The sequence below is a fragment of the Pedobacter hiemivivus genome (genome assembly GCF_004331685.1).
Taxonomy (GTDB): domain Bacteria; phylum Bacteroidota; class Bacteroidia; order Sphingobacteriales; family Sphingobacteriaceae; genus Pedobacter; species Pedobacter hiemivivus.
In genome coordinates this window covers 103,659-129,409 of the sequence record NZ_SJSM01000009.1, presented here as the reverse complement: position 1 = coordinate 129,409, position 25,751 = coordinate 103,659, and the positions used below count along the sequence as shown (strand labels likewise).

Genomic DNA, 25,751 nt, shown 5'->3' with positions numbered 1-25,751 from the left:
GATTTATCCGCCAAAGATTCTGCCGATTAACCAGATAATGAGTGCAAGTACCAATATGACTACAATTGCACCAGTCCAAATACCTGCCTTAAAAATGCCCTTTACTAACTCGCAACTCATAAGTGTAGTAGTAAGGAAGGCGATAATTGCTAAGGGAAAATATCTTCTCGTTGTCATAGGCTTGATTATTTGATGTAATAAACTAACAAACGAGAATGCCAAAGGTTTGATGTGCCTATTTTCCGTTTACTTTAAGCAACTCAATTTCAAAGATAAGCGTGCTATATGGTGGAATGTCCTGTCCAGCGCCACGTTCTCCATAAGCAAGGTTGTAAGGGATAAAGAATTTGTATTTTGAACCTGTTTGCATCAGTTGAAGACCTTCTGTCCAACCTGTAATTACACCGTTTAATGGTAGTGAAAGCGGTTCTTTTCTGTCGTATGAGCTATCAAACTGTTTTCCATTAAGTAAAGTTCCTCTGTAGTTAACCAATACTGTATCTGTAGCCTTAGGTTTGATACCGGTACCTCTGGTGATTACCTGGTACTGCATACCGCTTGGCGTTACCTGTACACCTGCTTCTTTTTTATTTTTTTCTAAAAATGCTTTACCTTCTGCAATAATAGGGGCGTTTTTTTGTTTGCTTACATTTTTGAATAAGTTGTTGATGGCAACCTGAGATTGTTCTTTAGGGATCAAGGGAGTGGCATTACCAAAAGCATCTTTCAACCCTTTAATTAACAAATCGTAGTTAAGGCTGTTCAGACCATCATTTTTCATGCTGCTGGCCATGGTATTACCAAAAGCATAACTGGCCGAGTCTAATGTTGATTTAAATACAACTGCTGACGGAGCTTTTTTTACTGTGGTCGTTGTTTTCTTTACTGTAGTAGTTTTTGCTTTCGTTTGAGCGTTTAGCGCTAATGCGCAAAACGGAAGCATAAGGGTGATAAGTGTTTTCTTCATTAGTTCTATTTGTTGTGGAGGAAAGGTACAAACTTTATAAAAAAATAAGCACCTTTTTTTGAGGTGCTTATTTTAATTTCTATACGACAGAGGGTTCTTAGAAACGCTCAGCAGCAGTAAAGAAGAAATCACCTTCAATTGCAGCGTTCTCGTCAGAATCTGAACCATGAACAGCATTTGCATCAATTGATTTAGCATATTTCTGACGGATAGTACCTTCAGCAGCCTCAGCTGGGTTAGTAGCACCGATTAATTTTCTGAAATCTTCGATAGCATTGTCTTTCTCAAGAATCGCAGCAACGATTGGTCCTGATGACATGAAGCTTACCAAGTCAGCATAAAAAGGACGTTCTTTGTGAACTGCGTAAAACTCACCAGCAGTTTCTGGAGTTAGTTTAGTGTATTTTAATGCAATGATTTTAAAACCTGCAGCAGTGATGTCGTTAATGATCGCACCAATATGGCCATTTGCAACAGCATCAGGCTTAATCATGGTAAAAGTTCTGTTTGTACTCATTTTATATATATGATTTTTTGCAAAATTACGTTTTATACTGTTAATATTAAAGTTCGAAACTTAGATAAAATAGTTTGCCCCTAAAAGGCGTAAATATTATAGGCTTCAATTATCATTAAATTATTAGCTTTGCAACGAAAATTATGCTATCTATTTCAGAAATAAAATCTTTGCTGGCTACGCCACAGAAAATTGTAATTACTACACATCATAAGCCTGATGGTGATGCAATGGGTTCGTCTTTGGGCTTATATGCTTATCTGATTCAGAAGGGGCATCATGTTCATGTAATCACGCCTAGTGACTATCCTTACTTTTTGCATTGGATGCCTAATAACGCCGAAGTTATTATTTATCCCGATGAGCAGGAACGTTCGGCGAAATTGGTGGCGGAGGCTTCGATGATTTTCTGCCTTGATTTTAATGCGCTTGGTAGGATCAATGAATTGGGCGAATTGGTGAGGGCATCTGATGCTTATAAGCTGATGATTGATCATCACCTGGATCCTGAAGATTTTGATGATTACCGTCATTGGAATATAGGTGCTTGTGCTGCGGCGCAATTGGTTTATGATTTTATTGTAAATGAGTTGCAGGATGGAGCGCTGATGAATAAAGACATTGCTAGCTGTTTATATACAGGAATCATGACCGATTCGGGTTCTTTCCGTTTCGAGTCTGCAAATGCTGCGGTTTATCGTATTGCTGCGGATTTGATTGATTTGGGGGCCGAACATTGGAGAATTCACCAATTGGTATACGATAACGCTACCGAAAACCGTTTACGTTTTCTAGGCTATTGTTTAAGTGAGAAGCTGGAAGTGATTAAGGAGTTCAATGCGGCGATCATCTCTGTTACCAAAGAAGAGTTAAAAAAATATAATATTGTAACAGGAGATACCGAAGGGATAGTGAATTATGCATTGTCAATTAATGGTGTTAAATTGGCCGCGTTTATTATTGAAAGAACTGATAAAGTTAAATTATCTTTGCGCTCCACAGGAGATTTTCCTGCGAACGAGATTTGTAAGAAATACTTTAACGGTGGTGGGCATAGAAATGCTGCTGGCGGGTATTCTGATAAAAATTTAGTAGATACAGTGACAGACTTTAAAGCGCTTTTGCCAGAATATAAAAACCAACTGTTTCAATAATGATGGAGTTATTGAACAGAATTTAGAAAATAAACATATAAAAAAAATATAATTTAAAAAACCACATGAAGAAAGGTCTAGTAATTCTTTTCGCAGCGACACTTGGGCTAGCTGCTTGTAACAACTACAAAAAAGGTCCGGGAGGCCTGTCGTACATCATTCATAAAGATGCTGGAGGCGCAAAAATTAAAGAAGGTGATATCGTTAAATTAAACTTTATCCAAAAAAGTGAGAAGGATTCTGTGATGTTCAATACATGGGATATGGATCAACCTCAGGTTTTTCCTGTTGCTAAAAAAGTATATGCAGGTGATATGAACGATGTGTTAACATTGTTCGGAGAAGGTGACAGTGCTACATTTAAATTGGATTTAGATACCATGGCTGCTCGTTCTGGTCAACCAAAACCTCCAGGAACAAAAGATAAATACATTGTGTTTACTATAAAAGTAGAAAAAGTGTTGGCTAAAAAAGCTGGCGAAGCTGATTCTACCTTCCAAAAACAAGCAAGGGATTTCTTTGAACAAGATTACAAAGCTAGCATCGAGAAAAAGAAAGGCGCTGAAGCTGGTAAAATCAAAAAATACATTGCTGATAATAACCTGAAAACTACAACTACTGCTTCTGGTTTACAATATATCATCAGCAAACCTGGGGATGCTGTAAAACCTGCTTTAGGCGATACAATGATGGTTAACTATACTGGTAAATTAACAACTAAAAAATCTGACGGTAAAGATAATATCTTCGATACTAGTGATGAGAAAGTTGCTAAAGAATCAGGTAAACACAATGCAATGGCTCAATATGGTCCTCGTCCTATTACTTTAGGAAGAGCAATTCCAGGATTTGATGAAGGTTTGCAATTGATCGGTAAAGGTGGAAAAATCACTTTAATCATCCCTTCAAGCCTTGCTTATGGCGAAGGTGGAATGCCTCAGGGTGGTATCAGTCCTTTTTCTCCACTTGTATTTGAAGTTGAGTTAAGTGACATTAAAAAACCATCTGCAGCTCCAGTTGCTCAGCCAGGTGCAACTGTTACTCCTGTAACTCCTGCTCCAACAAAATAATAAATATAGTATTGCCCATTGATTTGGGTAATGATGAAATAGGAACCCGGTCTGCATAAGCAGACCGGGTTTTTTATTTGTTAAGCTCCGATGGTTTTTATTAACTTCGCCAATGCTTTTAACCGATACCCATACGCATCTGTATTACGAAACAGATGAGGAGAAATTAGATCAGCTGATGCAGCGTTGCTTTGACAATCAAATCGAACGCTTGTTTTTGCCTAACGTTGATGTTGCATCTATCGCAAAAATTGATGCCCTGGTAAAGAAATACCCTAACAACTGCTTTGCAATGGCCGGCTTACATCCTTGTGATGTGAAGGAGAATTATGAAGAGGTGTTGGATGAAATTTGCGAGCGCATGGTAGACAGAGATATTTATGCCATCGGAGAGATTGGTATAGATTTGCACTGGGATAAAAGTACACTCCCTTTTCAACAGGCGGCTTTTCGTGAGCAGATTAAGTGGGCCAAAGATATGGAGCTCCCAATAGTGATTCATTGCAGAGAAGCTTTTGATGAGATCTTCGAAATTCTGGAAGAAGAAAAGGGCAAAGACCTAAGGGGAATTTTACATTGCTTTACCGGAAACCTGGAGCAAGCCAATAAGGCTATTGAGCTGGGTTTTTATTTGGGAATAGGTGGTGTAGTTACCTATAAAAACTCTGGTTTAGATGAGGTATTGAAACAAGTGCCTTTAGCAAAGCTGGTTTTGGAAACAGATTCGCCGTATCTGGCACCAGTGCCTTACAGAGGTAAGCCCAATGAAAGCAGCTATCTGGTGCACGTTGCCGAAAAACTAGCAGAAATATATGAAACCAGCGTAGAAGAAATAGCCGCTGTAACTACAGCAAATTCCATCAGCATCTTTAAAATCTAATAATGACCAAAATACTTATCATATATACGGGCGGAACTATTGGTATGGTAAATGATACCGAAACCGGCACGCTAATTCCATTTAATTTTAAGCAGATCCAACAAAATGTACCTGAACTGGCAAGATTGAATTACGAGCTTGAAGTCCATTCTTTCGATCCAATTATGGACTCATCGAATATGCATCCTGACATTTGGGCGGAGTTGGCTAAGCTGATTTTTACCAGATATGATGAGTTTGATGGTTTTGTAATTCTGCATGGCTCGGACACGATGGCTTATACCGCTTCGGCGTTGAGCTTTATGTTGCAGAACCTGAGTAAGCCTGTTATACTTACCGGTTCGCAACTTCCAATTGGTCAGATCAGGACCGATGCCAAAGAGAATCTGATTACTGCACTTGAAATTGCGGCAATGAAAGAGCATGGTAGAGCTAAAGTTCCGGAGGTTTGTATCTATTTCGACTCACAGCTGTTCCGCGGCAATCGCTCTATTAAATACAATTCAGAAAAGTTTGAGGCTTTCCGCTCTCCAAACTACCCTATACTTGCTGAAGCCGGGGTTCATTTAAATTTCTTTAACAATTATATCTTACCTCCGCCTGAGAAGGAATTGCAGGTATTGTTGGATTTTAATTCGAACATTGGGGTATTGAAAATGTATCCTGGTATATCGCAACAGGCGGTAATGGCGATTACGCATTCTCCCGTAGATGCGATCGTTTTAGAGACCTTTGGCTCTGGAAATACAACTACTGCTGAGTGGTTTATCAATTGTTTGAAAGAGGCCATAGCAAACGGTAAAATCATAGTCGACATTTCTCAATGTCAGCGTGGTTCGGTAGAGCTTGGTAAATATGAAACCAGTAAGCAACTACAAGAAATGGGTGTGGTAAGTGGTTATGATATGACTTTCGAGGCTACGATCACTAAACTCATGTACCTGATGGCACAAGGGCACAGCTATGAGGAAGTAGTGAAATTGATGGAGCAATCGCTTCGCGGAGAATTAACGGCTTAAAGTAAAACTTTGGTGTTAGTTTTTAGAGCGGGTATTATAATCTTAAATTTGTAGTTAAATAAAGAAGGCAATGAAGATAGAGCAAATTTATACGGGATGTTTAGCAGAAGCGGCTTATTATATTGAGAGTAACGGGGAGGCTGCAATTATTGATCCTTTGCGTGAGATAGACCCTTATCTTAAGAAAGCTAAGAAAGACAATGCTGTAATCAAGTATATTTTTGAAACGCATTTTCATGCTGATTTTGTTTCAGGTCATGTGGATCTGGCCGAGAAATCGGGTGCTGAAATTGTATATGGCCCTACAGCCAAAACTTCTTTCAAATCGCATGTTGCGGTAGATGGGGAGCAGTTTAAAATTGGTGAGTTGACGATCAGGGCGTTACATACGCCTGGGCATACGCCAGAATCGACGACTTATTTGTTGACAGATAAAGATGGTAAATCTTATTGTATTTTTACTGGTGATACCTTGTTTATTGGCGATGTAGGTAGACCCGATCTGGCACAGCAGGGAGACCTGACGATGGAAGATATGGCTGCAACTTTGTACGATTCTTTACATACTAAAATATTAACGCTTCCTGATGATGTGTTGGTATATCCTGCGCATGGCGCTGGTTCTGCTTGTGGTAAGAGCATGAGTAAAGAGACCTTTGATACTTTAGGTCACCAGAAGGAAGTTAATTATGCCCTTAAGGCAACTTCGAAAGCGCAGTTTGTAAAAGAGGTTACGGAAGGCATTTTACCTCCGCCACAATATTTTGCTAAAAATGCCGCCATGAACAAAAATGGTTACGAAAGTTTTGATGAGGTTTACGAAAAAGGGTTAAAACCTTTGACTCCGGAGGCGTTCGAAGCGATGGCAAATTTAACGGGAGCTTTAATTCTGGATACCAGGGACCCACAAGTATTTGCCAAAGGTTTTGTTCCTTCTGCTGTAAATATAGGCTTGAATGGTCAGTTTGCCCCTTGGGTTGGCGCATTGATTACCGATTTAAAGCATCCTTTATTGCTGGTTGTTGAAGCAGGTAAAGAGGAAGAAGCGATTACACGTTTGGCAAGGGTAGGATACGACAATACGATTGGTTATTTAGAAGGTGGTGTTGCTGCATGGGATCAGGCTGGTAAGGATGTGGATACAATTAAATCAATCTCAGCCGAAGAATTTGAAAGCATAGTTAATGAGGATGCATCCATCAAGGTGCTTGACGTAAGGAAACCGGGCGAATACGAATCAGAACATTTGGAAATGACTATGACTCGTCCATTGGATTATATCAACGATTGGACTACTGAAATTGACCACAACGATACTTATTATGTGCATTGTGCAGGTGGTTACCGATCTATGATTGCGGCTTCCATCCTTAAAGCAAGGGGAGTTGAGCAGGTGATAGATATTGCCGGAGGTTATGGCGCGATTAAAAATACAGGTTTAAATCGTACGGATTTTGCTTGTCCTTCTAAGGCCATGAAGGCTTAGCTTGGTATCTTTAGTGTATTTTTAACAAAGCTGCCTATTGCATTTTCCACTGCGGGAATGTCTTTTGAAGTAATGTTAGAGCCGAGCACATGACTGCCTCCATTAGGGATTGCAACTTTGGTTTTTAATTGTGCAGGTGTGCCTAGTTGATCAAACATTCGTAGTTGGGCAGATACTTTTACGACGTGGTCCTGCTCTTTTTCGTTTTTATAATAATAGAGTAGCAGTACAGTTTGCTTCACTTTTTCGAAAGTTGCTTTATTCATGCTGGTTTCCAGGAGTTCTTGTAGCTGTACCGTGGATTCAATCCGGTAACGGGAGTACCAGTATTTCTTTTCATCAGGTGTTTTATTTTTCGCTAATCTTTCTTTACCACCTAATACCAGGCGCGCAATTTGTAGACCCCATGGATTATTTAGCATAAACGCCAATTTGTCGTTGATTTCAATATTTGGAGAGATTAAAATAAGGCTGTTGACGTCGGGGTAGGCGGCAGCAAGCTTAAGCGCCAGGGAGCCTCCGGTGGATGTTCCGATTAGGATAACTTTCTTGCCTAATCTTTTTCCAATTTCAAATGCTTGTTTGGCGCTTTCCCAAAGTCTGTCGGGTGTTGAATATTCCATTGCTGATACTGTGTCGACTCCATGGTCCGCTAATCGCGCAAGGTACAAATTGGCATGTAATAGGTTTGCAAGATAAAAGTACGTAGGGTTACCCTCGGCTTTAGAGGCGGAGTAGCCGTGTAGATACACCACAGCGTAATCTGATTGTTGTTTTTGTGTGCTGTCCGCCCAAACGATCTCGGCTTCGTTACCGGGCTTTATTTTGTGTCGTGATTCTATCTGTTTTACGTAGTCTTCGAGCTGAGGAAGAGCAGGGACATTTGGAAGTTGAGTGCTGTACTCGGGGTGTCTAGGCTTTGGACCTAATAAATAAACGATGGTACCGATTAAAACAAGTGCAATAAAGACCTTAAATGCTTTTTTCATTATAAACTCTTTTTACTAAAAGTACGCTTTTAAAGATATTTAATTTATGTTTGCACACATATTTTTTAACCTGAATGCCAGGAATAAATCAGATAAAACTACCTATAGCCGCAGACATAGCTGCCTTTGAAGAAAAGTTCAAGGCATCGATGCATAGTGATGCGCCATTACTTGATCGCATAACCCATTATATTGTAAAACGTAAGGGTAAACAGATCAGACCAATGTTTGTCTTTTTTGCCGCAAAACTTTGTGGTGGAATCATAGAATCAACCCATAGAGGAGCCGCACTTGTAGAGCTGTTGCATACAGCTACGCTTGTACACGATGATGTGGTTGATAATGCCTACGAACGTAGAGGCTTCTTTTCGATTAATGCTTTATGGAAAAATAAGATTGCTGTTTTAGTAGGTGATTATTTGCTGGCTAAGGGTTTATTGCTTTCTGTAAACAATGGAGAGTTTCGCTTACTGCAGATTGTTTCTGAAGCGGTGAAACAGATGAGCGAAGGTGAGTTGCTGCAGATCGAGAAAGTAAGGCGGATGGACATCAGCGAAGCACTCTATTTTGATGTCATCAGACAAAAAACGGCTTCTCTCATTGCTTCTTGCTGTGCTTGTGGTGCTGCTTCGGCAGGTGCCGATGACGAGACGGTGGAGAAAATGAGGTTGTTCGGCGAAAAGGTAGGGATCGCTTTCCAGATTAAGGACGATACTTTTGACTTTGGAACCGATGATGTAGGTAAGCCACTCGGTATTGATATTAAGGAAAAGAAAGTTACCCTTCCATTGATCTATGCGTTAAACCGTGCCGATAAGGCAGAGAAGAAAAGAATCATTAGTCTGGTGAAAAACCATAACGATGAGCCCGCCAAGATACAGGAGATCATCGACTTTGTGAATGCCAAAGATGGGGTGCATTACGCCAATGAGAAAATGATCCAATATCAGCAGGAAGCTTTCGATATTCTATACAGCTTCGAGCCCTGCGATGCAAGGACGGGCTTAGAGCAATTGGTTCGGTATACCACCGAACGCAAGAAATAATTGATATAGCCTAAACAATAGAAACTTTAATCCCCAGACTTTCCAGTCCTTTTTTAATTTGTTCAGAAATGCCGCTGTCGGTAATGATATGATCCACTTCCTCTATTCCGCATATTCTTCCAAAGCCTCGTTTTCCAAACTTGGTAGAATCTGCCAGTACAATTATTTTTTGAGAAGATTCAATCATCTGTCTGTTTAGGTTTGCTTCTGACGCATTAGTAGTAGTAAGCCCAAATTCCAGATCTATTCCATCTACACCAAGGTACAGCTTGCTACAGAAAACTGTGCCTAAAACATTGTCTGAATAAGGTCCTGCAACAGAAGAAGAGCTTTTCCTTAATAATCCTCCCAACTGGATGATCTCAATATCGTTATGGTGCAACAATTCTAGTGCAACATTTAATGCGGATGTGATTACAGTTAAATTACCTTTTGGTTTGATGCAGCGCGCCATAGCCAGCACAGTTGTTCCAGAGGCGATGATAATGGAATCGTTGTCTTCAATTAGATCTGCAGCTACAGCTCCGATTCTCATCTTTTCTGTCGATTGCAGATGTTCCTTTTCATTTACAGGTCGATCAACTGTATAAGGGTTGTTCAATGTGGCCCCGCCATGGGTTCTGTATAGAAGATTTTTGTCTTCAAGAAGTTTCAGATCCTTACGTATGGTTACAGACGAAACGTCTAGCGTTTTACATAGCGACTGCACATCTATTGCGCCTTCTGTTTGGATTTTATTTAAAATATATTGGTGTCTTTCGGCTATGTTGATCATTTATCTATATGTAAAGCAGTAGTAATATAAACATAATTTTTAACTGCAATATTAATTAATCCACAAACTTAACGGTAAAAAATAAATATGTCAATTTGTTTTTAATAATAAAAATCTTTCTTTAGTTTCGTTTTATTGTATTTTTTTAGTAAACGAAAGATTGCGAAATAATTTTATTTAAAAATTGGAAAAAAACGAAATGTTGTTTAATCGGGAATCATTCATAGCACAAGTAGAAGCAAAAAATAATTGGGATATTATCATTATTGGTGGTGGGGCAACGGGATTAGGGACTGCTGTGGATGCCGCGAGTAGAGGTTATAGTACATTGTTACTGGAGCAATCTGATTTTGCGAAAGGAACATCAAGTAGGAGTACCAAGCTGGTTCACGGTGGTGTTCGGTATTTGGCGCAAGGTGATGTTGCCTTGGTTTATGAAGCATTGCATGAGCGCGGGCTTTTATTGAAAAATGCACCTCACCTGGTTAAAGATCAAGATTTCATTATACCATTGTATTCCTGGTTATCAAAATATAAATACCTGATTGGCTTAAAGCTTTATGATTTACTGGCTGGAAAGAGCGGTTTCAAGAAGTCTACGTTTTTATCAGCCGATAAAGTATTGAAAGCTATCCCGGGATTAAAACCTGATGGTTTGGTTGGTGGGGTGTGCTATAGCGATGGACAGTTTGATGATGCCCGATTGGCATTGAACCTGGCGCAGACTGCTGCGGAATATGGTGGCGTGTTGTTGAATTATACTAAGGTTACTGGTTTAACAAAAACCGGCGGAAATATAAATGGGGTAAGTTTTACAGATACGGAGACGGATAAAAACTATACACTAAACGCAAAGGTAGTGATTAATGCTACTGGTGTTTTTGTGGATGAGATTTTAAAGATGGATGTTCCGTCAGGAAAGGCAATTGTTCGTCCAAGTCAGGGCGCTCATGTGGTTCTGGATGCTTCCTTTTTAAAAGGGAGTAGTGCATTGATGATCCCTAAAACTCCAGATGGAAGGGTGTTGTTTGCTGTGCCATGGCATGGAAAAGTATTGGTGGGTACAACTGATACGCCTTTAGATGAACATAGTTTAGAGCCTAAGCCGCTGAATGAAGAGATTGAATTTATATTAACTACTGCAGGGAAATACCTTACAAAAGAACCTACCAGAAATGATGTGCTTGCTGCGTTTGCAGGTTTAAGACCGTTGGCGGCTCCAGGTAAGGATACCGACAGTACAAAGGAAATCTCGAGAAGCCATAAGTTAATTATTAGTAAGTCGGGACTGATTACCATTACAGGTGGTAAATGGACAACTTACCGCAGAATGGCTATGGATGTTGTGGATAAGGCAATTGAATTAGGAAAGCTGGCTGCAAAGAAATGCATTACACAAGATGTTAAAATACATGGATACCTTGCTGAGATGGGGACTGGAGATCTAGAATTGTATGGCGCCGATGCTGGTGGCATTCTTGCTTTAATAAAAGCAGAACCGAAACTAAGCGAAGCCTTAAGTGCTGATTTTAAATATGTGAAAGCGGAAGTGGTTTGGATGGTTCGAAATGAAATGGCACGTACCATTGAGGATGTGCTTTCGCGTAGGATGCGGTTGTTGTTCCTGGATGCAAAGGGAGCTTTGATGCTTGCTCCGGCTGTGGCTAGTATAATGGCAGAAGAGTTTGGTAAGGATGAGCAATGGATAAACGCGCAGGTTGAAAGCTTTACGGCACTTGTAAGGCAGTACCTATTATATCCGCTACCAATGAAGGGAGATGGGGGTGAAGCTTGGGTAAAGGCTATCGCCTAATTTAATAAAGACTTAACATAGACTTAAAATAGCAAACTTGATATTTGCAGCGAATTAAAGTTAGTCGAAATGAAACGAAACGTTGCAAAACAAAAAGAACTAACCAAATAATTAAATAGCATTATGATTAGAAATTCTACAAACTACATGCAATTTAAAAAACCATTAAAATACCTTGCTTTTGCATGGATAGTGGTTTTTATGCAATTGCCCCAGTTGCTGCAGGCCGAAACTCAGTCGGCTACGAACCTGTTTCGACAGGAAATCGTTACTGTAAAGGGGACGGTTAAAGACGCTGGAGACGGTCAGTCTTTACCGGGCGTTACCATTTCAGATAGCCAAAGGAAAGTTTTAGGCGTAACAGATGTAAACGGATCTTTCAGTGTGAAAGTAGCGAAAGGAACCGAAGTTTCGTTTAGCATGCTAGGTTATACAGCTGTTAAACGAATGGTTACAGCTGCAACTAACACCATGTCAATTAGCATGGCTAGTTCAAGTTCAGATCTTAATGAAGTTGTGGTTACTGCCTTAGGTATTAAACGCGAGGAGAAATCTTTGGGTTATTCGGTAACTAAGGTTGATAGTACTCAGCTAACAGAAGCGGTTTCGAGTAACTGGACAGATGCATTGTCTGGAAAGGTTGCTGGATTAAATCTGGTTCGTAACGGCGGACCGGCGGGATCTAACAAAATTATTTTGCGTGGTGAAAATAACCTTACTGGTGATAATGAAGCATTAATCGTTATTGATGGGGTGGTTATAAGTAGCGGAAGCAGACGTACTGCAGCTTCAGGAGGTGGTGCTTATGGAACAGGTGGTGACAATCAGCCAACTGATTTTGGTAGTGGTGTGGGTGATATTAATCCTGATGATATTGAGAGTGTTACTGTACTGAAAGGCCCGGGTGCTGCGGCACTTTATGGCCTGCGTGGTGCTAATGGTGCCATCCTTATTACCACAAAATCAGGTAATTCAAAAAAGAAAAGGATGGGGATTACTTTTACGTCAAATACCAAATACGAACAAATTAACCGTGGTCCGGATGTTCAGTATGAATTTGGGCAGGGCTTAGCGGGTGTAAGTTATTTTTCTTACGGTGCCTCAGCAGATGGAAGTAATCAGAATGCTACCAGTGCGAGCTGGGGTGCTCCTTTTGAAGGACAAATGTTTTTCCAATACGACCCTGCTACAAAAAAGGTAGGTAAAGAGCGTACGCCTTGGAGAGCTTATGAAGGCCCTATGGATGCGTTTTTCAAAACAGGTTTGGAAACTAATAATGCGGTAAGTTTAGATGGGACCTACAAAAAAACGACCATTCGTTTTTCTGCCAGTCATGGAGATAATCAATGGATTGTACCTAATACCGGGTATGATCGTACCTCAGTAACTTTGTCTACAAATACCAAAGTAAATGAAAAGCTAGACATTAGCCTTAAGGCGATGTACAACAATAAGCATAGTGATAATTTACCTGCAACTGGTTATGGTAACCAGTCGTTGATGTATTGGTTTATGTTTGCGCAGCCTAACGTAAATGTGGAGTGGTACAAGGATTACTGGGTGCCAGGTAAGGAATTTACTCAATTTGTGAATATTACAACCACGAACCCAGAAAGTCCGTATGCAATTTCAGAGCAATATTTGAACACACAAAGACGTAATGGTTATATTGGAAATATTCAGGCTAACTATAAATTCAATAAAGAATGGAGTTTAATGCTTCGTGGAACGCTTGATAAAGCTTTTGATGAACGTGAACAAATGCGTCCATGGGATGCTGCAGGGAGTAAATTTGCACATGGCTCATATCGCGTGCAGAATATCAATACACGTGAAATTAGTGGAGATTTCCTGTTGAGATATGATAAATCGGTGAATAAGAATTTAAGGATTACCACCACTGTTGGTGGTAGTATGTTGAGTAATGTATATAATAAAAATGAGCAGCGTGCAGACGGATTGATCGTACCAAATGATTATAGACTTGAAAATGCAGAGAACCCACTTATTTATGTGCCGGATACAGCCAGATATAAAATAAACAGTGTTTATAGCTTGATGTCCCTCGCCTATAAAAACTATCTATATTTAGATTTAACATATCGTGTAGACTGGAATAGCGTACTGGCGTCAAAATATGGTAATAAAGTGTCTTCTCCTTATCCTTCGGCTAGTTTAAGTTTTATTGCCTCAGATTATTTTAAACTGCCTAAATCAATTAATTTGGCGAAATTCAGATTCTCGCTGTCACAAGTGGGTAGTGGGGCAACAACCCCATATCGTACGGCTTACAATTATATCACGGCGGCAAACGGTATTTATCCAGACAATGCGTTGCAAAATCCTACGATATTACCTAATTATTTTTTGTTGCCACTTAGAACGACTACAATTGAATTAGGTGCTGATATCCGCTTATTCAAAAGCAGGTTAGGCTTTGATGTAGCAGTTTACTCTGGTAATACTAAAAATCAAATATTGACCCGACAGCTTGATCGTGCAACCGGTTATACGCATGCGATATTCAATGCCGGTCGTGTAGATAACCAAGGACTTGAAGTTGCGATAAACGCGATCCCGGTCGAGGTTAAAAAAGGATTCAAATGGTCAGTAAACTTTAATTTCGCGACAAATAGAAATGAAATTAAAGAATTGTTGGATAGTTCTGTAATATTAAGAACAGGTGCTTTGGGAGGTGGACAAGTTGTAGCCAATATTGGGGGTAGTATGGGAGATCTTTATGGAATAGGATTCCAGCGTTCACCCGATGGCCAGATCATTTATGATGAAGAATCTGGTTTTGCAAAGGCCACTTCTGGTGTGATTTATCTAGGTAATACCATTCCAAAATGGAAATTTGGTTTCAGCAATACCTTCTCTTATAAAAGCTTTAGCTTAAGTACTTTGTTTGATGCGCAGTTGGGCGGAGTTGCACATTCACTAACAGCTTCACGTATGGGTAACCTTGGTAAGTTGAAAAGTACGTTGCCTGGTCGCTATAATGGTATAATCGGTAATGGTGTAGTTCAAAATGCTGATGGTACTTTCCGTCCTAACGACGTAATTGCTAAAGATGTACCGAATTATTATAACTCTGTATTTGGTTCTGAGCAGGCTGAGGGAAGTATTTTTAGTACCGACTTTCTCAAGTTTAGAGAAGCTAATTTGACTTATGCATTTAAGTCTTCTTTCTTGAAGAAACTTGACTTCAATAAATTGACCATTGGCGTTTATGCTCGTGATTTGTTTATCTGGTCTCCATGGCCAGCATTTGATCCGGAATTTGGTACCCTTGCAGGATCTGATATTGTTACCGGTTTTGAAACGGGTCAATTGCCATCTACCAGATCATTTGGATTTCGTTTAGTTGTAGGCCTTTAATTTGAAATGAAAATGAAAAATATTATAACCAAAATCAATTGTTTAATCCTGGTCGTATTGGGGACTTCACTCTCTTCATGCGACAAAGGTTTTGTAGAAACAAATACTGATCCAATTGGTGTAACTGAATCTACACCTAATCAACTACTGGCTCCGGCATTGGTGAATGTGTTGGCTGCGAATATGTCACGTAACCGCTCATTTAATAATGAATTGATGCAGGTTACTGTTGATATCAGTGATGCAGATGGTAAGATTTTTAGGTATGACGTTAGACGTAACTGGGCTGATTACCTATGGAATTCATGGTATCCGCCGTTGACCAATTTAATAGATATGGGTAAGATTGCCAGTAAACCAGAAAGTCTTAACAAATCTTACCAGGCCATCTCTCTGATTACACAAACATGGGTTTATTCTTTACTTACTGATACCTATGGTGATGTGCCTTATTCTCAGGCTAATAATGGTAAGGACGATGTGCTAGAGCCTGCTTATGATAGGCAAAAAGATATCTATCAGGGGATGTTTAAAAAATTGGAAGAAGCTAATACTTTGTTAAGCGAAGGTGTTGCTATCGTTTCTACAGGAGATCCGGTATTTCAAGGCGATGTGACTAAGTGGCGTAAATTCGGAAATTCACTTTATTTGAGGTTATTACTTCGTGTTTCGGGTAAGGCTGAAGTTTCGGCATCGGTGATTGCAAAGATTAAAGAAATGGTAGATACCAATCCGGCTAATTATCCAATTATGAATGACAATGATGATACGGCTAAAATATTATGGAATGGTACCAATAGTAGTTCGTCAGTGTATTCATCGCCTTTTATGGTGAGCATCAGACCTGTTGATTTTAGGACGCCTGCGATAACTAGTTTTTTTATCGACAATATCAGGAGTTGGAACTTTCCACCATTAAACCCTACTCTTGGCGTAGGTAATATTCCTAGATGGGGAATAGCTAAAGCTGTAGCAGGTTATGTAGGTGTACCTAGTGGTTTTGATGTTGGTGAGGGATTACTTAAGCAGTCTTATTTTTACTCTGATGATCAAAAGGTGACCACCTTGCAAACAGATAAATTTACTGGGATCATCATGAATTGTGCAGAAGTTAATTTTATTCTTGCAGAAGCAGCGGCTAAAGGTTGGATCGTTGGGTCGGCAGAAACGTATTACAATAAGGGTATATATTATGGTATCAATTATTGGCTTCCAAAATGGGCAACAGGCGTAACAGATGCCAAGTTTACCAGTTATATTACAGGCGCGGATATTGACTGGGATAACAATATGGCATTGGATGCTCCGGCAGGAAGGAGTAAAATGGAATTCATTCAATTGCAAAAGTATTATGCCATGTTCCTTGTGGATATGCAACAATGGTTTGAGTACCGCAGGACAGGACATCCGATTTTACCAAAAGGTTCTGGATTAGCAAATGGAGAAGTAATGCCTGCAAGATTGCAATACCCGGTAATTAGCCAGTCGGCCAATCCAAGCGGTTATAAAAATGCTGTAGCAGCACAGGGACCAGATGAAATTAGTACACAAATGTGGTGGCAGAAACCATAATTTAAAAAATTAAATATCAGCATCATGAGAAAAAATATAATTAGTTACTTGATATTAATTGCCGCTGTTAGTATTTGGACAGGGTGTAAACATACTGACACTTATGAAGGTGGAGAAATTAGCACCTTTATCTCTAATTTCGATTTGAGGAAAATATATAAGGGGGCTGAGGTAACATTAACTACTAAGAACATGAGAAGTGCGACCAGTCTTAGGGGCCTGGTCGTTTCAGACCATTCTGGTGGTAACATGCCGGTAGGTTTGTTGGTTATTCAAAATACCCGCCCGGTAGGGGTAATCGATTCAGTAAGGGGGATCTCGATTGCTATTGGTGCAGATGCAGCCAATTACGTTCCTGGAGATTCTGTACATGTTAAGATTGAAGGTGCTGTGCTCACAAGACGGGACGGTATTTTGCAAATAACGGGGGTGCCGAGTAGTGCTATAACCAAGGTGGCCGCCAATAGGCCTGTAATTTTAAGAGGTGCTACAAGTACCGCCATCATGGCACGACCGGAGGATTATGAGAGTACCTTAGTGACTATTGTAAAAGGCAGTTTTGAACCACTTTCTGTACCTACTGATACCTATGGCGGTGATAAAATGATCAACGACGGTTTTGATAATTTTTTAATGCGTACAGCGGCAACGGCTACCTTTGCAAATGCGACCGGAATTTACCAGAATGCAAATTACACCGGGGTAATTTTTAATAGCGTGGGTCAGGATGGAAGACTTACACCTTATACCCGTATACGGACTTTGCAAGATGTTCGCCAGAAAACCTTAACACCTGCTGCGATGGTTATCTCTGGTTATATGTCAGATGTGGAAGACGGTGATGGTAATTACGAGTACATTCAGTTTTTGGCAACAAAAGATATTAACTTTGCAACTACACCATTTTCTGTGGTAGTCAGCAATAATGCCGGTGCAACTCTTCCGCAGGGTTTTCCTACTCTAGGTTGGGCAACTGGTAGCTTGGTTACGACTGGAACCACCGTCTCGAAAACCTACAAAATGAATTTGACTTCTGGTACTGTAGTAAAGGGTCAGTACTTTTACGTTGGGGGTTCTAATAAATTTATAAATGGTTCAGGCTCTACAAGTACTTCTGCGTTAAAATGGATTAGATCATTCAATTATACAACAACGGCTGGTGATGGTTTTGGTATTAAGACTGGCGGTTTGATGGCTAATAGTGGTAATGGATGGGGGATTGCAGTTTTTACAGGGACCACGGTAACCGAAAATACGCTACCTATTGATGTTATATTTATTCACAATGGTGGGGATCTTTACAATCCTGGATCTACTCAAGGATATAGAGTAGCAAATAATGACTTTTATGATGCTGCAGATCCGATTACTGATGTACCGCAACCTTATTATTTAATGCTAGGGAATACCAAGAACTTAAAATATGCGCTACCTGCCGATGAGGGATTATGGAATATGTTAGGCGGTGTATATAATGATGTTTTAGGTAAATGGAGCAAAGCAAGGTTTCAAACTGATTTGGACTTTGAAAAAAACACCCCGGCTTCGGCACTCGAAAGTAAATGGATACGTGAATTCAAAGATGAAAATGGTGTTGTAGTTAAAACAGAAGAACTTTTTCCAACTAAGTTAAGATCGCAACTGTAATAAAACTTGTAGCCCTTTAGCCATTGTTATCGTAACAATGGCTAAAGGGTTATTTCATAATATTTATGAACCATAACCAAACCAAATTAAAAAGCTATTCTTTTTAATGATGCTAACTTATTACATCCCAGGACATGAATAGAAGATCCTTTATACAATCAATGGGCCTCATTACAGGAGGCGCATTTATCAGTTTACAAACCAATGCCTTCTCTAAACTAAGTAGAGGAAAAATCCTTATAGGTACAGTATCCGATGGCAAAAGAGGAATTGCAAATGTGGTGATCTCTGATGGCTATAGTGTTGTCGTAACAGATTCCAAAGGAAAGTATACCATTACCACCGATGATAGGGCTACCAATATCTTTATGAGTACACCTGCTGGTTACGAGTTTAAAACAGATTATAGCGTAGCCAGGCAATACGAAACCTTAGGTAGTCGCAATAGCTATGATTTTAAGCTTAAAGCCCTTAAAAGGAATGATAGTAAGCATAGCTTTATCATTTGGGCCGATCCACAGGTTAAATCTAAGAAAGATGTAAGAGAAATGATGGATACGGCTGTGCCAGATGTACAGCAATTGGTTAAATCAATGGGCCCTGATGCGCTGATCCATGGTATTTGTGTTGGAGATATTGTGTGGGATAATCATGCTTTGTTTCCAGATTACAACCAGGCGGTAGCTGATATGGGGATTCCATTTTTCCAAGCCTTGGGTAACCATGATATGGATTACAGAATGGGTGGCGATGAAACATCCGACAAAACCTTTAAAGAAGTATTTGGACCAACTTACTATTCATTTAACCGTGGTAAAGCACATTATGTCGTGTTAGATGATGTCCGTTATCTGGGCAGTGAACGTTTGTATGATGGTTATATTAGCGAAAATCAGTTATCATGGTTAGCTAAAGATCTTCAGTATGTTGCTAAAGATCAATTACTGGTGATCAATCTACATATTCCTGTACACAACTCAGTTAAAAATAATGCAGAACTGTACGCCTTGCTAGAAGGCTATAAAAATGTCCACATCATGTCTGGGCATACCCATTATAACCTCAATAAAATAACAAACGGTATATACGAGCACAATCATGGAACGGTATGCGGTGCATGGTGGACAGGGCCAATCTGCGAAGATGGTACTCCGCGTGGCTATGGTGTTTACGAGGTAAATGGAACCGACTTGAGTTGGTATTACAAATCAACAGGCTTTGATAAAGCCAAGCAGGTTAGCGTGTACGTAGAGGAGCTGACTGATCAAAAAAGGGTAATCGCCAATGTTTGGAACTGGGACCCGGAATGGAAGGTCGAGTACTTTTTAGACGATAAACCAATGGGCGCACTTGAGCAGCAGAAGGGCTTTGACCCACTGGCCGTGCAATTATATAAAGGTGATAAGATGCCAGTTACAAGATCGTTCGCAGAACCTAAAAAGATGGATCATTTATTTATGGCCCACTTTAGTCCCTCAGTAAAAAGTATTAAAGTGATTGCAACAGATCGCTTCGGCGAGAAATATACAACCACGCTTAATGCATAGGGATCATCTTAACATACAAGAACTAAATATAAATCAATGAAGAATGTAATTTGTGTAGCCGCTGCGGCTTTGTTAAGTTTGTCGGCCTGCAAAACCATGAAAAACTCCAATTCAACTGCTAACGCGAAATTTCCTGCATTTAGTACCGAAGGACACAGAGGTGGAAGAGGTATAGTGCCAGAAAATACGATCATCGCTATGCGCTACGCTATCGATTTAGGCATTACTACTTTGGAAATGGATACACACATTACCAAAGATGGCAAAGTTGTAGTTACACATGATGATTACTTGAGTCCTGCATTTATGCTAACCCCAGAGGGTAAAGAAATCCCAAAATCAGATGCTAAAAAGTATCCGGTATACCAGATGGACTATAGTACATTGAAACAATTTGATCTTGGCTCAAAACCGCACTTACTTTTTCCTGAGCAGAAAAAGATTAAGACCTATATCCCTTTACTAGCAGACTTAATTGATGATGTACAGCAGTACACCAAAGGGAAAAAACAGATGTTCTATAACATAGAAACCAAATGCAGTGCTAAGGGTGATGGTATTGTAAATCCAGGACCTGAGGAATTTGTGAAACTGTTGATGGATGTGATCACCGAAAAAGGAATTACTCCGTATGTAGTGATTCAGTCTTTCGATAAAAGAACATTACAAGTTCTACATAAAAAATATCCTAATGTGCGTACCTCTTACCTGGTGGATAATAAAAAAACTGTAGCACAAAATCTTGAAGATCTTGGTTTCAATCCTTTTATTTTAAGCCCGGCTTTTAAAATGGTAACTGCTGATCTGGTAAAGCAATGCCACGAGCGTAAGATTAAAGTGATCCCTTGGACAGCAAATACCAAGGAAGATATCGCGAATTTAAAGCAGTTAAATGTAGATGGCATCATTTCCGATTATCCAGGCCTGTTTGTCAACTAACTATAAAGGTATAACGCTCTTCAAGATAATAACCCTACTCAAACCAATACCATCAACTAACCAAAAACAATATCGACTAACCAATCTAAATGAGTATTAAATTATTTTCACCGGCTCCACATAAAGAGCTGTTACCTTTAAACAGGATAGATCCTGAATATAAAAAGCAACGTTTAAAAGTCTTTCTTGGGATATTTTTAGGTTATGCTGGTTACTACCTGGTACGTAAAAATTTTTCACTGGCTATGCCTGATCTTATTGATCAAGGATTTAGTAAAGCGCAGTTGGGCTTTGCACTTTCAGGCGTATCCATTGCTTATGGCTTAAGCAAGTTCTTAATGGGGAATGTTTCAGACCGAAGCAATGCCCGTAATTTCCTTACTGCCGGATTGGTGCTGTCTGCCTTTACCATGATTTTTATGGGGATGTTTCCTTTTGCAACTTCATCTATTGCTGTCATGTTTATCTTGTTATTCCTTAACGGATGGTTTCAAGGGATGGGATGGCCCCCATGCGGTAGGGTAGTGGTACACTGGTACTCTATAAAGGAGCGTGGTACCATGATGTCTATCTGGAACGTAGCGCATAATGTGGGTGGCGGTTTAGTAGGACCTATCGCTATTTTAGCTATAGAGATCTTTGCCGACTGGCACAGTAAGTTTTACTTCCCAGGCTTTATTGCGTTGTTTTTTGCAGTCATAGCCTATATTTTGGTTAGAGATACGCCACAATCTTGTGGATTACCGCCTATTGAGGAATACAAAAACGATTATCCAAAAAACTATTCTGCAGATCAGGAAAAGGAGTTTACTGCTAAGGAGATCTTTTTCAAATACGTATTTAACAACAGGATGTTATGGTACATCGCCTTTGCGAATGCTTTTGTATACCTGGTTAGATATGGAATTTTAGACTGGGCACCTACTTTTCTTGAAGAAGCCAAAGGTTTTTCTTTAAAAGAGTCAGGTATGGCCTATTTCTTTTACGAGTATGCAGGTATTCCAGGGACGCTACTTTGTGGTTTGATCAGTGATAAAGTATTTAAAGGACGCAGGGCTCCGGCAACGATCATATATATGGTGTTGGTACTGGTTGCCGTATTGGTATACTGGAAAAACCCACCTGGAAACATCTGGATTGACAATGCTGCATTGATTGCGATAGGCTTCTTGATTTATGGTCCTGTGATGCTTATTGGGGTGCAGGCACTAGATCTGGTACCTAAAAAAGCGGCGGGTACTGCGGCTGGATTGACTGGTCTTTTTGGTTACATGGGTGGTGCTTTATTTGCCAATATTGCCATCGGTCTAGTAGTAGATAAATGGGGCTGGGATGGAGGTTTCGAAGTGATAGTAGCCGCATGTGTCTTATCTATCTTCTTTACCGCATTAACCTGGAACAGAGAAAAAAGGAATTTAGCAGCGATGTAAATTTATTACTTTAGGAGCTTCATATAACCAAACATAAAATGAACCATTCATTTCACAAAATCATTGCAGGATTAAGTTTAATCCTGATGCTGGCCTCAGCAAGTACAAAGGCTCAGGTAGCAAAATGGGATAGCACTTACAGACCGGGTGCTTACCTTAAAAAGGTTGAAGCCTTTAAAACAGAAGGCATCAAAAAAAAGGATTACGTCTTTTTAGGGAACAGCATTACTGCCGGAACAGACTGGGGTAAATTATTGGATTTACCTAATGCTAAAAACAGGGGGATCTCTGGAGATATCACCTTTGGTGTTTTAGAGCGTCTGGATCAGGTAATAACTGGCAAACCTTCAAAAGTATTTGTATTGATAGGAATCAATGATGTGTCTAGAAATATTCCCGATAGCATCATCTTAAGGAATTATAAAAATATCATTGGCAGAATAAAAGCGGGTTCGAAAAAGACGAAGATCTATTTCTATACCCTGTTACCAGTAAACAGCTCATTTAATAAGTTCAAGAATCATTATGGTAAAGATGAGCACATTTTATGGCTCAATTCGGAGATCAGGAAGCTAGCTGATAAAAAGGTAACGATCATCGATCTGTACCCAGCGTTCTTAGATTCAGAAAGTCATTTAAAAGCTAATCTAACACACGATGGATTGCACCTGAAGCCAGAAGGTTATCAGGTTTGGGCAGAGGTGCTCAAAAAGGGTGACTATTTAAAATAGCACCCTTTATATCTTATTTTTTGCAAATGCCATAGCGGGCCTGTTCAGATATTGTTCAGGCCTGTTTATGTAAGGAGTCTCGTTATATGTTTCCTTTCCTAACCTTTTCAGCGTTTTATAATGAGACACTAAAGCTGCACTAAAAGTAGGACTCTCAATATAGCCAAGATTAAATTCGGCTGCGGTTTGTTTTACAATTGCACCGATAGCAGGGTAGTGGATATGACATACTTTTGGAAAAAGATGATGCTCAATCTGTCTATTTAGTCCCCCACATAAAAAGCCGGTCACCTTGCAGTCTACCGCAAAGTTTGCCGTAGTTTGCAGTTGATGTACGGCCCAGGCCTCTTCAATATTTCCTTCCTCATTAGGAAAAGGAAAGCTAGTACCCTCTACTACGTGTGCAAGTTGGAAAACCAGTCCCAATACAAGTCCTTGTGAAAATTGCATCACCAAAAAGCCAACTACAAATTGCCACCAGCTAATGTTCATCACCAATAATGGAAGCACAATAAAGAGGAAATAGTAAATTCCTTTATAGAAGAACAATTTAAAGTATTCTATTCTAGGGTGTGAAGAAACATGCTCTCCAATCTTTTTCTGAAAGAATTTTTTATAATCTTTCCTGAAAACCCAGGAAAGCATGGCGAAGCTGTACAGCACAAAGGCATAGTAATGTTGGTAGCTTTGTACCTTATTAACGGTTTCTGATTCTGAGAAACGAATTAATCCGGGGGCAACATCAATGTCCTCATCATGTCCTGCTATATTGGTATAAGTATGGTGAACAATATTATGACAGATGTTCCAAACATACGGACTGGCACCAATCAGGTTAAAAACAAAGCTGAAAAACTTGTTGATAGTCGGATTTGCAGAGTACGATTTGTGGATGGCATCATGGCATACGTTAAAGCCTACAAAAGCGCCAAACGTACCTAATATGGCACATAGTACAAGTGTAACCGCTGCATTAAAACCACCCAGAAGGACCATTAGATAAACAGCAACTAAACCCGTAAGGAAGAAGAGGGTTTTGAACCACATGGCCCGATTTGCATGTATTGAAATATTATTGTCCGTAAAATAAGCATCTACCCTTTTCCGCACTGTCACGTAAAATGTCGAATTATTGACATTCGTGAACCTAACCTTTTTTCTCATAAATTATTGTATTCCTCGGGCAGTGTTATGTCCCTTTTTTGATTCGGCTAATGTAACATAATTATAACGTACCCAAGATTAGCATATTGTTATTGTTTAGGTTCGTTATATGATTATTTAGCTGTTAAATCTAAATACGTTTGTATTTTCGATTATATTTACCCTAAATTAATAGTTCTCTATCAATAATTATCTAAACATAGATGCAGAACATCAATATTAAGCAGTTGGCCAAAGCGCTGAACCTGTCTACTTCAACAGTGTCCAGGGCTTTTAGGGATAATAGCGATATCAATAAGGAAACTAAGGAAAGAATACTTTCTAAGGCAAAGGAATTTAATTATCAGCCTAATCATTACGCAAGTAATCTTAGAGAGCAGCGGAGTAAAACGATTGCAGTGATTGTTCCGGAGCTGGGCAATAATTTTTTCTCGCAAGCAATACATGGTATTGAACGGGTTGCGCGTGAAAAGGGGTATCATATTCTGATCTATGCTACGGATGACGTGTATGAAAAGGAAGTTTCATTTATTCAACACCTCCATAATGGCCGTGCCGACGGGATCATCATGTCGGTATCGGGTGAGGCAAATGACCATAATTATTTGAACGAACTAACGCAAAAGCGTCTGCCACTGGTATTTTTCGATAGGGTTTATGAGGATATCATTACGCCAAGGGTAATTACCAATGATTATGATAGCAGCTTTTCTGCTACCCAGCACTTGATCAAGCAAGGCTGTAAGCGCATTGCTTACCTGGTTATTAATAAGAACCTCTCTATCGGTAAATTTAGGATGCAGGGCTATATAGATGCCTTGTTGAAATATAATATCCCCTATGATGACCGTCTTGTGGTTGATTGTACAAACAGCTACTCCAAAAATAACGGGATATTGAAGCAAATGCTGACGGAATTAAAACCAGATGGCGTATTTACTTCTGTGGAAAGGTTGGCCTTTGCTACTTATTATGCTTGTTACGATTTGAATATTTCTGTACCGGATCAACTAAAAGTAATCGGCTTTTCAAGTTTGGAGATTGCTCCCTTATTAAATCCTTCGCTAACAACAATTACCCAGCCTGCTACTAAGATCGGAATAGAAGCTGCAAACCTTCTATTTAAGATGCTGGAGAACCCAGAATCTGTAGATCCAAACGAGAAGATCGTGCTAAATTCTAAGTTGATTAAAAGACGGTCAACAGAGCTAAGTTAAGGGGCTAAAAAGACGTCTAAAATCTTTAAAATTTCGAGTCAAAAAAGAGGGCTTTTTTGGGCCTCAAAAACAGCCTGTTTTGAAAAAAAAATCTGAAGGTTTTGCGATTTCACGCAGAATTCTTCTCCCTTTTTCTTTGGACCCTATCAAAAAGTGTTGATAAGTCCGGGAACGATCCCGGGATCGTTCCCGGTAATTGAGAAAAAACACGCAACTGTAGCTAGTAGTGTAAGAAGGCTTATTTGGTTTGTATTTTATTGTATTTCAGCTTATTAGGTAATTTATAATCTATTTTTTCAGAAGATGGTATGCAAATTTTCATGCCCATTTTAGAGGTTTAGAAGTATAAAATATGGTGTTAAAAATAAATGTGATATAAAATTTTGAATTGTCGTTGCCGACTGTAA

General features: G+C 39.6%; 21 protein-coding genes. 15 read left to right on the top strand and 6 right to left on the bottom strand.

All coding sequences use genetic code 11. The annotated features are described in order from the left end of the window. Positions 1-3: 3 nt before the first annotated feature. From EZ444_RS27235 to EZ444_RS15385, 3 genes are all read right to left on the bottom strand, one after another. On the bottom strand, positions 4-177 hold the full coding sequence (locus EZ444_RS27235) for a hypothetical protein (RefSeq protein WP_165503626.1): 174 nt from the start codon (positions 175-177) through the stop codon (positions 4-6). A 58-nt stretch (positions 178-235) separates the two neighbouring features. Next, positions 236-967 (bottom strand): FKBP-type peptidyl-prolyl cis-trans isomerase, encoded by a 732-nt coding sequence (locus tag EZ444_RS15390; protein ID WP_131610040.1) that lies wholly within the window; start codon positions 965-967, stop codon positions 236-238. A 97-nt stretch (positions 968-1,064) separates the two neighbouring features. Continuing rightward, positions 1,065-1,484 (bottom strand): nucleoside-diphosphate kinase, encoded by a 420-nt coding sequence (locus EZ444_RS15385; RefSeq protein ID WP_090777560.1) that lies wholly within the window; start codon positions 1,482-1,484, stop codon positions 1,065-1,067. 143 nt (positions 1,485-1,627) lie between these two features. Between EZ444_RS15385 and EZ444_RS15380 the strand changes: the two genes are divergently transcribed. From EZ444_RS15380 to EZ444_RS15360, 5 genes are all read left to right on the top strand, one after another. Next, positions 1,628-2,638, top strand: coding sequence for a DHH family phosphoesterase (locus EZ444_RS15380; RefSeq protein ID WP_131610039.1), 1,011 nt, complete (start codon positions 1,628-1,630; stop codon positions 2,636-2,638). 65 nt (positions 2,639-2,703) lie between these two features. Next, on the top strand, positions 2,704-3,708 hold the full coding sequence (locus EZ444_RS15375) for an FKBP-type peptidyl-prolyl cis-trans isomerase (protein WP_131610038.1): 1,005 nt from the start codon (positions 2,704-2,706) through the stop codon (positions 3,706-3,708). Positions 3,709-3,820: 112 nt separating this feature from the next. Beyond that, positions 3,821-4,588: a TatD family hydrolase gene (locus EZ444_RS15370; RefSeq protein WP_131610037.1), complete on the top strand. Its 768-nt coding sequence runs from the start codon at positions 3,821-3,823 to the stop codon at positions 4,586-4,588. Positions 4,589-4,590: 2 nt separating this feature from the next. After that, positions 4,591-5,607, top strand: coding sequence for an asparaginase (locus EZ444_RS15365; protein WP_131610036.1), 1,017 nt, complete (start codon positions 4,591-4,593; stop codon positions 5,605-5,607). A 70-nt stretch (positions 5,608-5,677) separates the two neighbouring features. Beyond that, entirely contained in the window at positions 5,678-7,093 is a 1,416-nt protein-coding gene (locus EZ444_RS15360; protein ID WP_131610035.1) for an MBL fold metallo-hydrolase, read from the top strand. Here EZ444_RS15360 and EZ444_RS15355 read toward each other — a convergent pair. Beyond that, a complete protein-coding gene (locus EZ444_RS15355; RefSeq protein ID WP_131610034.1) occupies positions 7,090-8,082 on the bottom strand; it encodes an alpha/beta hydrolase in 993 nt (330 codons plus the stop codon). The genes EZ444_RS15360 and EZ444_RS15355 overlap by 4 nt on opposite strands. A 74-nt stretch (positions 8,083-8,156) precedes the next feature. Between EZ444_RS15355 and EZ444_RS15350 the strand changes: the two genes are divergently transcribed. Then, positions 8,157-9,128: a polyprenyl synthetase family protein gene (locus tag EZ444_RS15350; protein ID WP_131610033.1), complete on the top strand. Its 972-nt coding sequence runs from the start codon at positions 8,157-8,159 to the stop codon at positions 9,126-9,128. Positions 9,129-9,138: 10 nt separating this feature from the next. Here the strand turns inward: EZ444_RS15350 and EZ444_RS15345 are convergent, their stop codons facing one another. Next, complete coding sequence (locus EZ444_RS15345) at positions 9,139-9,903, bottom strand: DeoR/GlpR family DNA-binding transcription regulator (protein WP_131610032.1); 765 nt, start codon at positions 9,901-9,903, stop codon at positions 9,139-9,141. A 199-nt stretch (positions 9,904-10,102) separates the two neighbouring features. On the opposite strand from EZ444_RS15345, the gene EZ444_RS15340 reads away from it, so the two are divergent. The 8 genes from EZ444_RS15340 to EZ444_RS15305 all read left to right on the top strand — a co-directional run bounded on the left by EZ444_RS15340 (position 10,103) and on the right by EZ444_RS15305 (position 22,963). Beyond that, positions 10,103-11,716 carry a glycerol-3-phosphate dehydrogenase/oxidase gene (locus EZ444_RS15340; RefSeq protein WP_131610098.1) on the top strand — a complete coding sequence of 538 codons (1,614 nt, stop codon included), beginning with the start codon at positions 10,103-10,105 and terminating at the stop codon, positions 11,714-11,716. A 147-nt stretch (positions 11,717-11,863) separates the two neighbouring features. Next, positions 11,864-15,097 (top strand): SusC/RagA family TonB-linked outer membrane protein, encoded by a 3,234-nt coding sequence (locus tag EZ444_RS15335; RefSeq protein WP_225874743.1) that lies wholly within the window; start codon positions 11,864-11,866, stop codon positions 15,095-15,097. A gap of 12 nt (positions 15,098-15,109) precedes the next feature. Then, on the top strand, positions 15,110-16,669 hold the full coding sequence (locus tag EZ444_RS15330) for a SusD/RagB family nutrient-binding outer membrane lipoprotein (RefSeq protein ID WP_205945278.1): 1,560 nt from the start codon (positions 15,110-15,112) through the stop codon (positions 16,667-16,669). Positions 16,670-16,693: 24 nt separating this feature from the next. After that, entirely contained in the window at positions 16,694-18,316 is a 1,623-nt protein-coding gene (locus tag EZ444_RS15325; protein WP_131610029.1) for a DUF5689 domain-containing protein, read from the top strand. Positions 18,317-18,450: 134 nt separating this feature from the next. Continuing rightward, complete coding sequence (locus EZ444_RS15320; protein WP_131610028.1) at positions 18,451-19,863, top strand: calcineurin-like phosphoesterase C-terminal domain-containing protein; 1,413 nt, start codon at positions 18,451-18,453, stop codon at positions 19,861-19,863. A 36-nt stretch (positions 19,864-19,899) separates the two neighbouring features. Next, the gene (locus tag EZ444_RS15315; RefSeq protein WP_131610027.1) at positions 19,900-20,802 is read left to right on the top strand and encodes a glycerophosphodiester phosphodiesterase family protein; all 903 of its coding nucleotides are present in this window, start codon (positions 19,900-19,902) and stop codon (positions 20,800-20,802) included. 89 nt (positions 20,803-20,891) lie between these two features. Further along, positions 20,892-22,232: a glycerol-3-phosphate transporter gene (gene glpT / locus EZ444_RS15310; RefSeq protein WP_131610026.1), complete on the top strand. Its 1,341-nt coding sequence runs from the start codon at positions 20,892-20,894 to the stop codon at positions 22,230-22,232. A gap of 38 nt (positions 22,233-22,270) precedes the next feature. Beyond that, a complete protein-coding gene (locus EZ444_RS15305; RefSeq protein ID WP_131610025.1) occupies positions 22,271-22,963 on the top strand; it encodes a GDSL-type esterase/lipase family protein in 693 nt (230 codons plus the stop codon). A 6-nt stretch (positions 22,964-22,969) separates the two neighbouring features. Here the strand turns inward: EZ444_RS15305 and EZ444_RS15300 are convergent, their stop codons facing one another. After that, a complete protein-coding gene (locus EZ444_RS15300) occupies positions 22,970-24,127 on the bottom strand; it encodes a fatty acid desaturase family protein (RefSeq protein WP_131610024.1) in 1,158 nt (385 codons plus the stop codon). 203 nt (positions 24,128-24,330) lie between these two features. Here EZ444_RS15300 and EZ444_RS15295 point away from each other — a divergent pair, with 203 nt between their 5' ends. After that, positions 24,331-25,344, top strand: a complete 1,014-nt coding sequence (locus EZ444_RS15295; protein WP_131610023.1) for a LacI family DNA-binding transcriptional regulator — start codon at positions 24,331-24,333, stop codon at positions 25,342-25,344. The last annotated feature ends 407 nt before the right edge of the window (positions 25,345-25,751 follow it).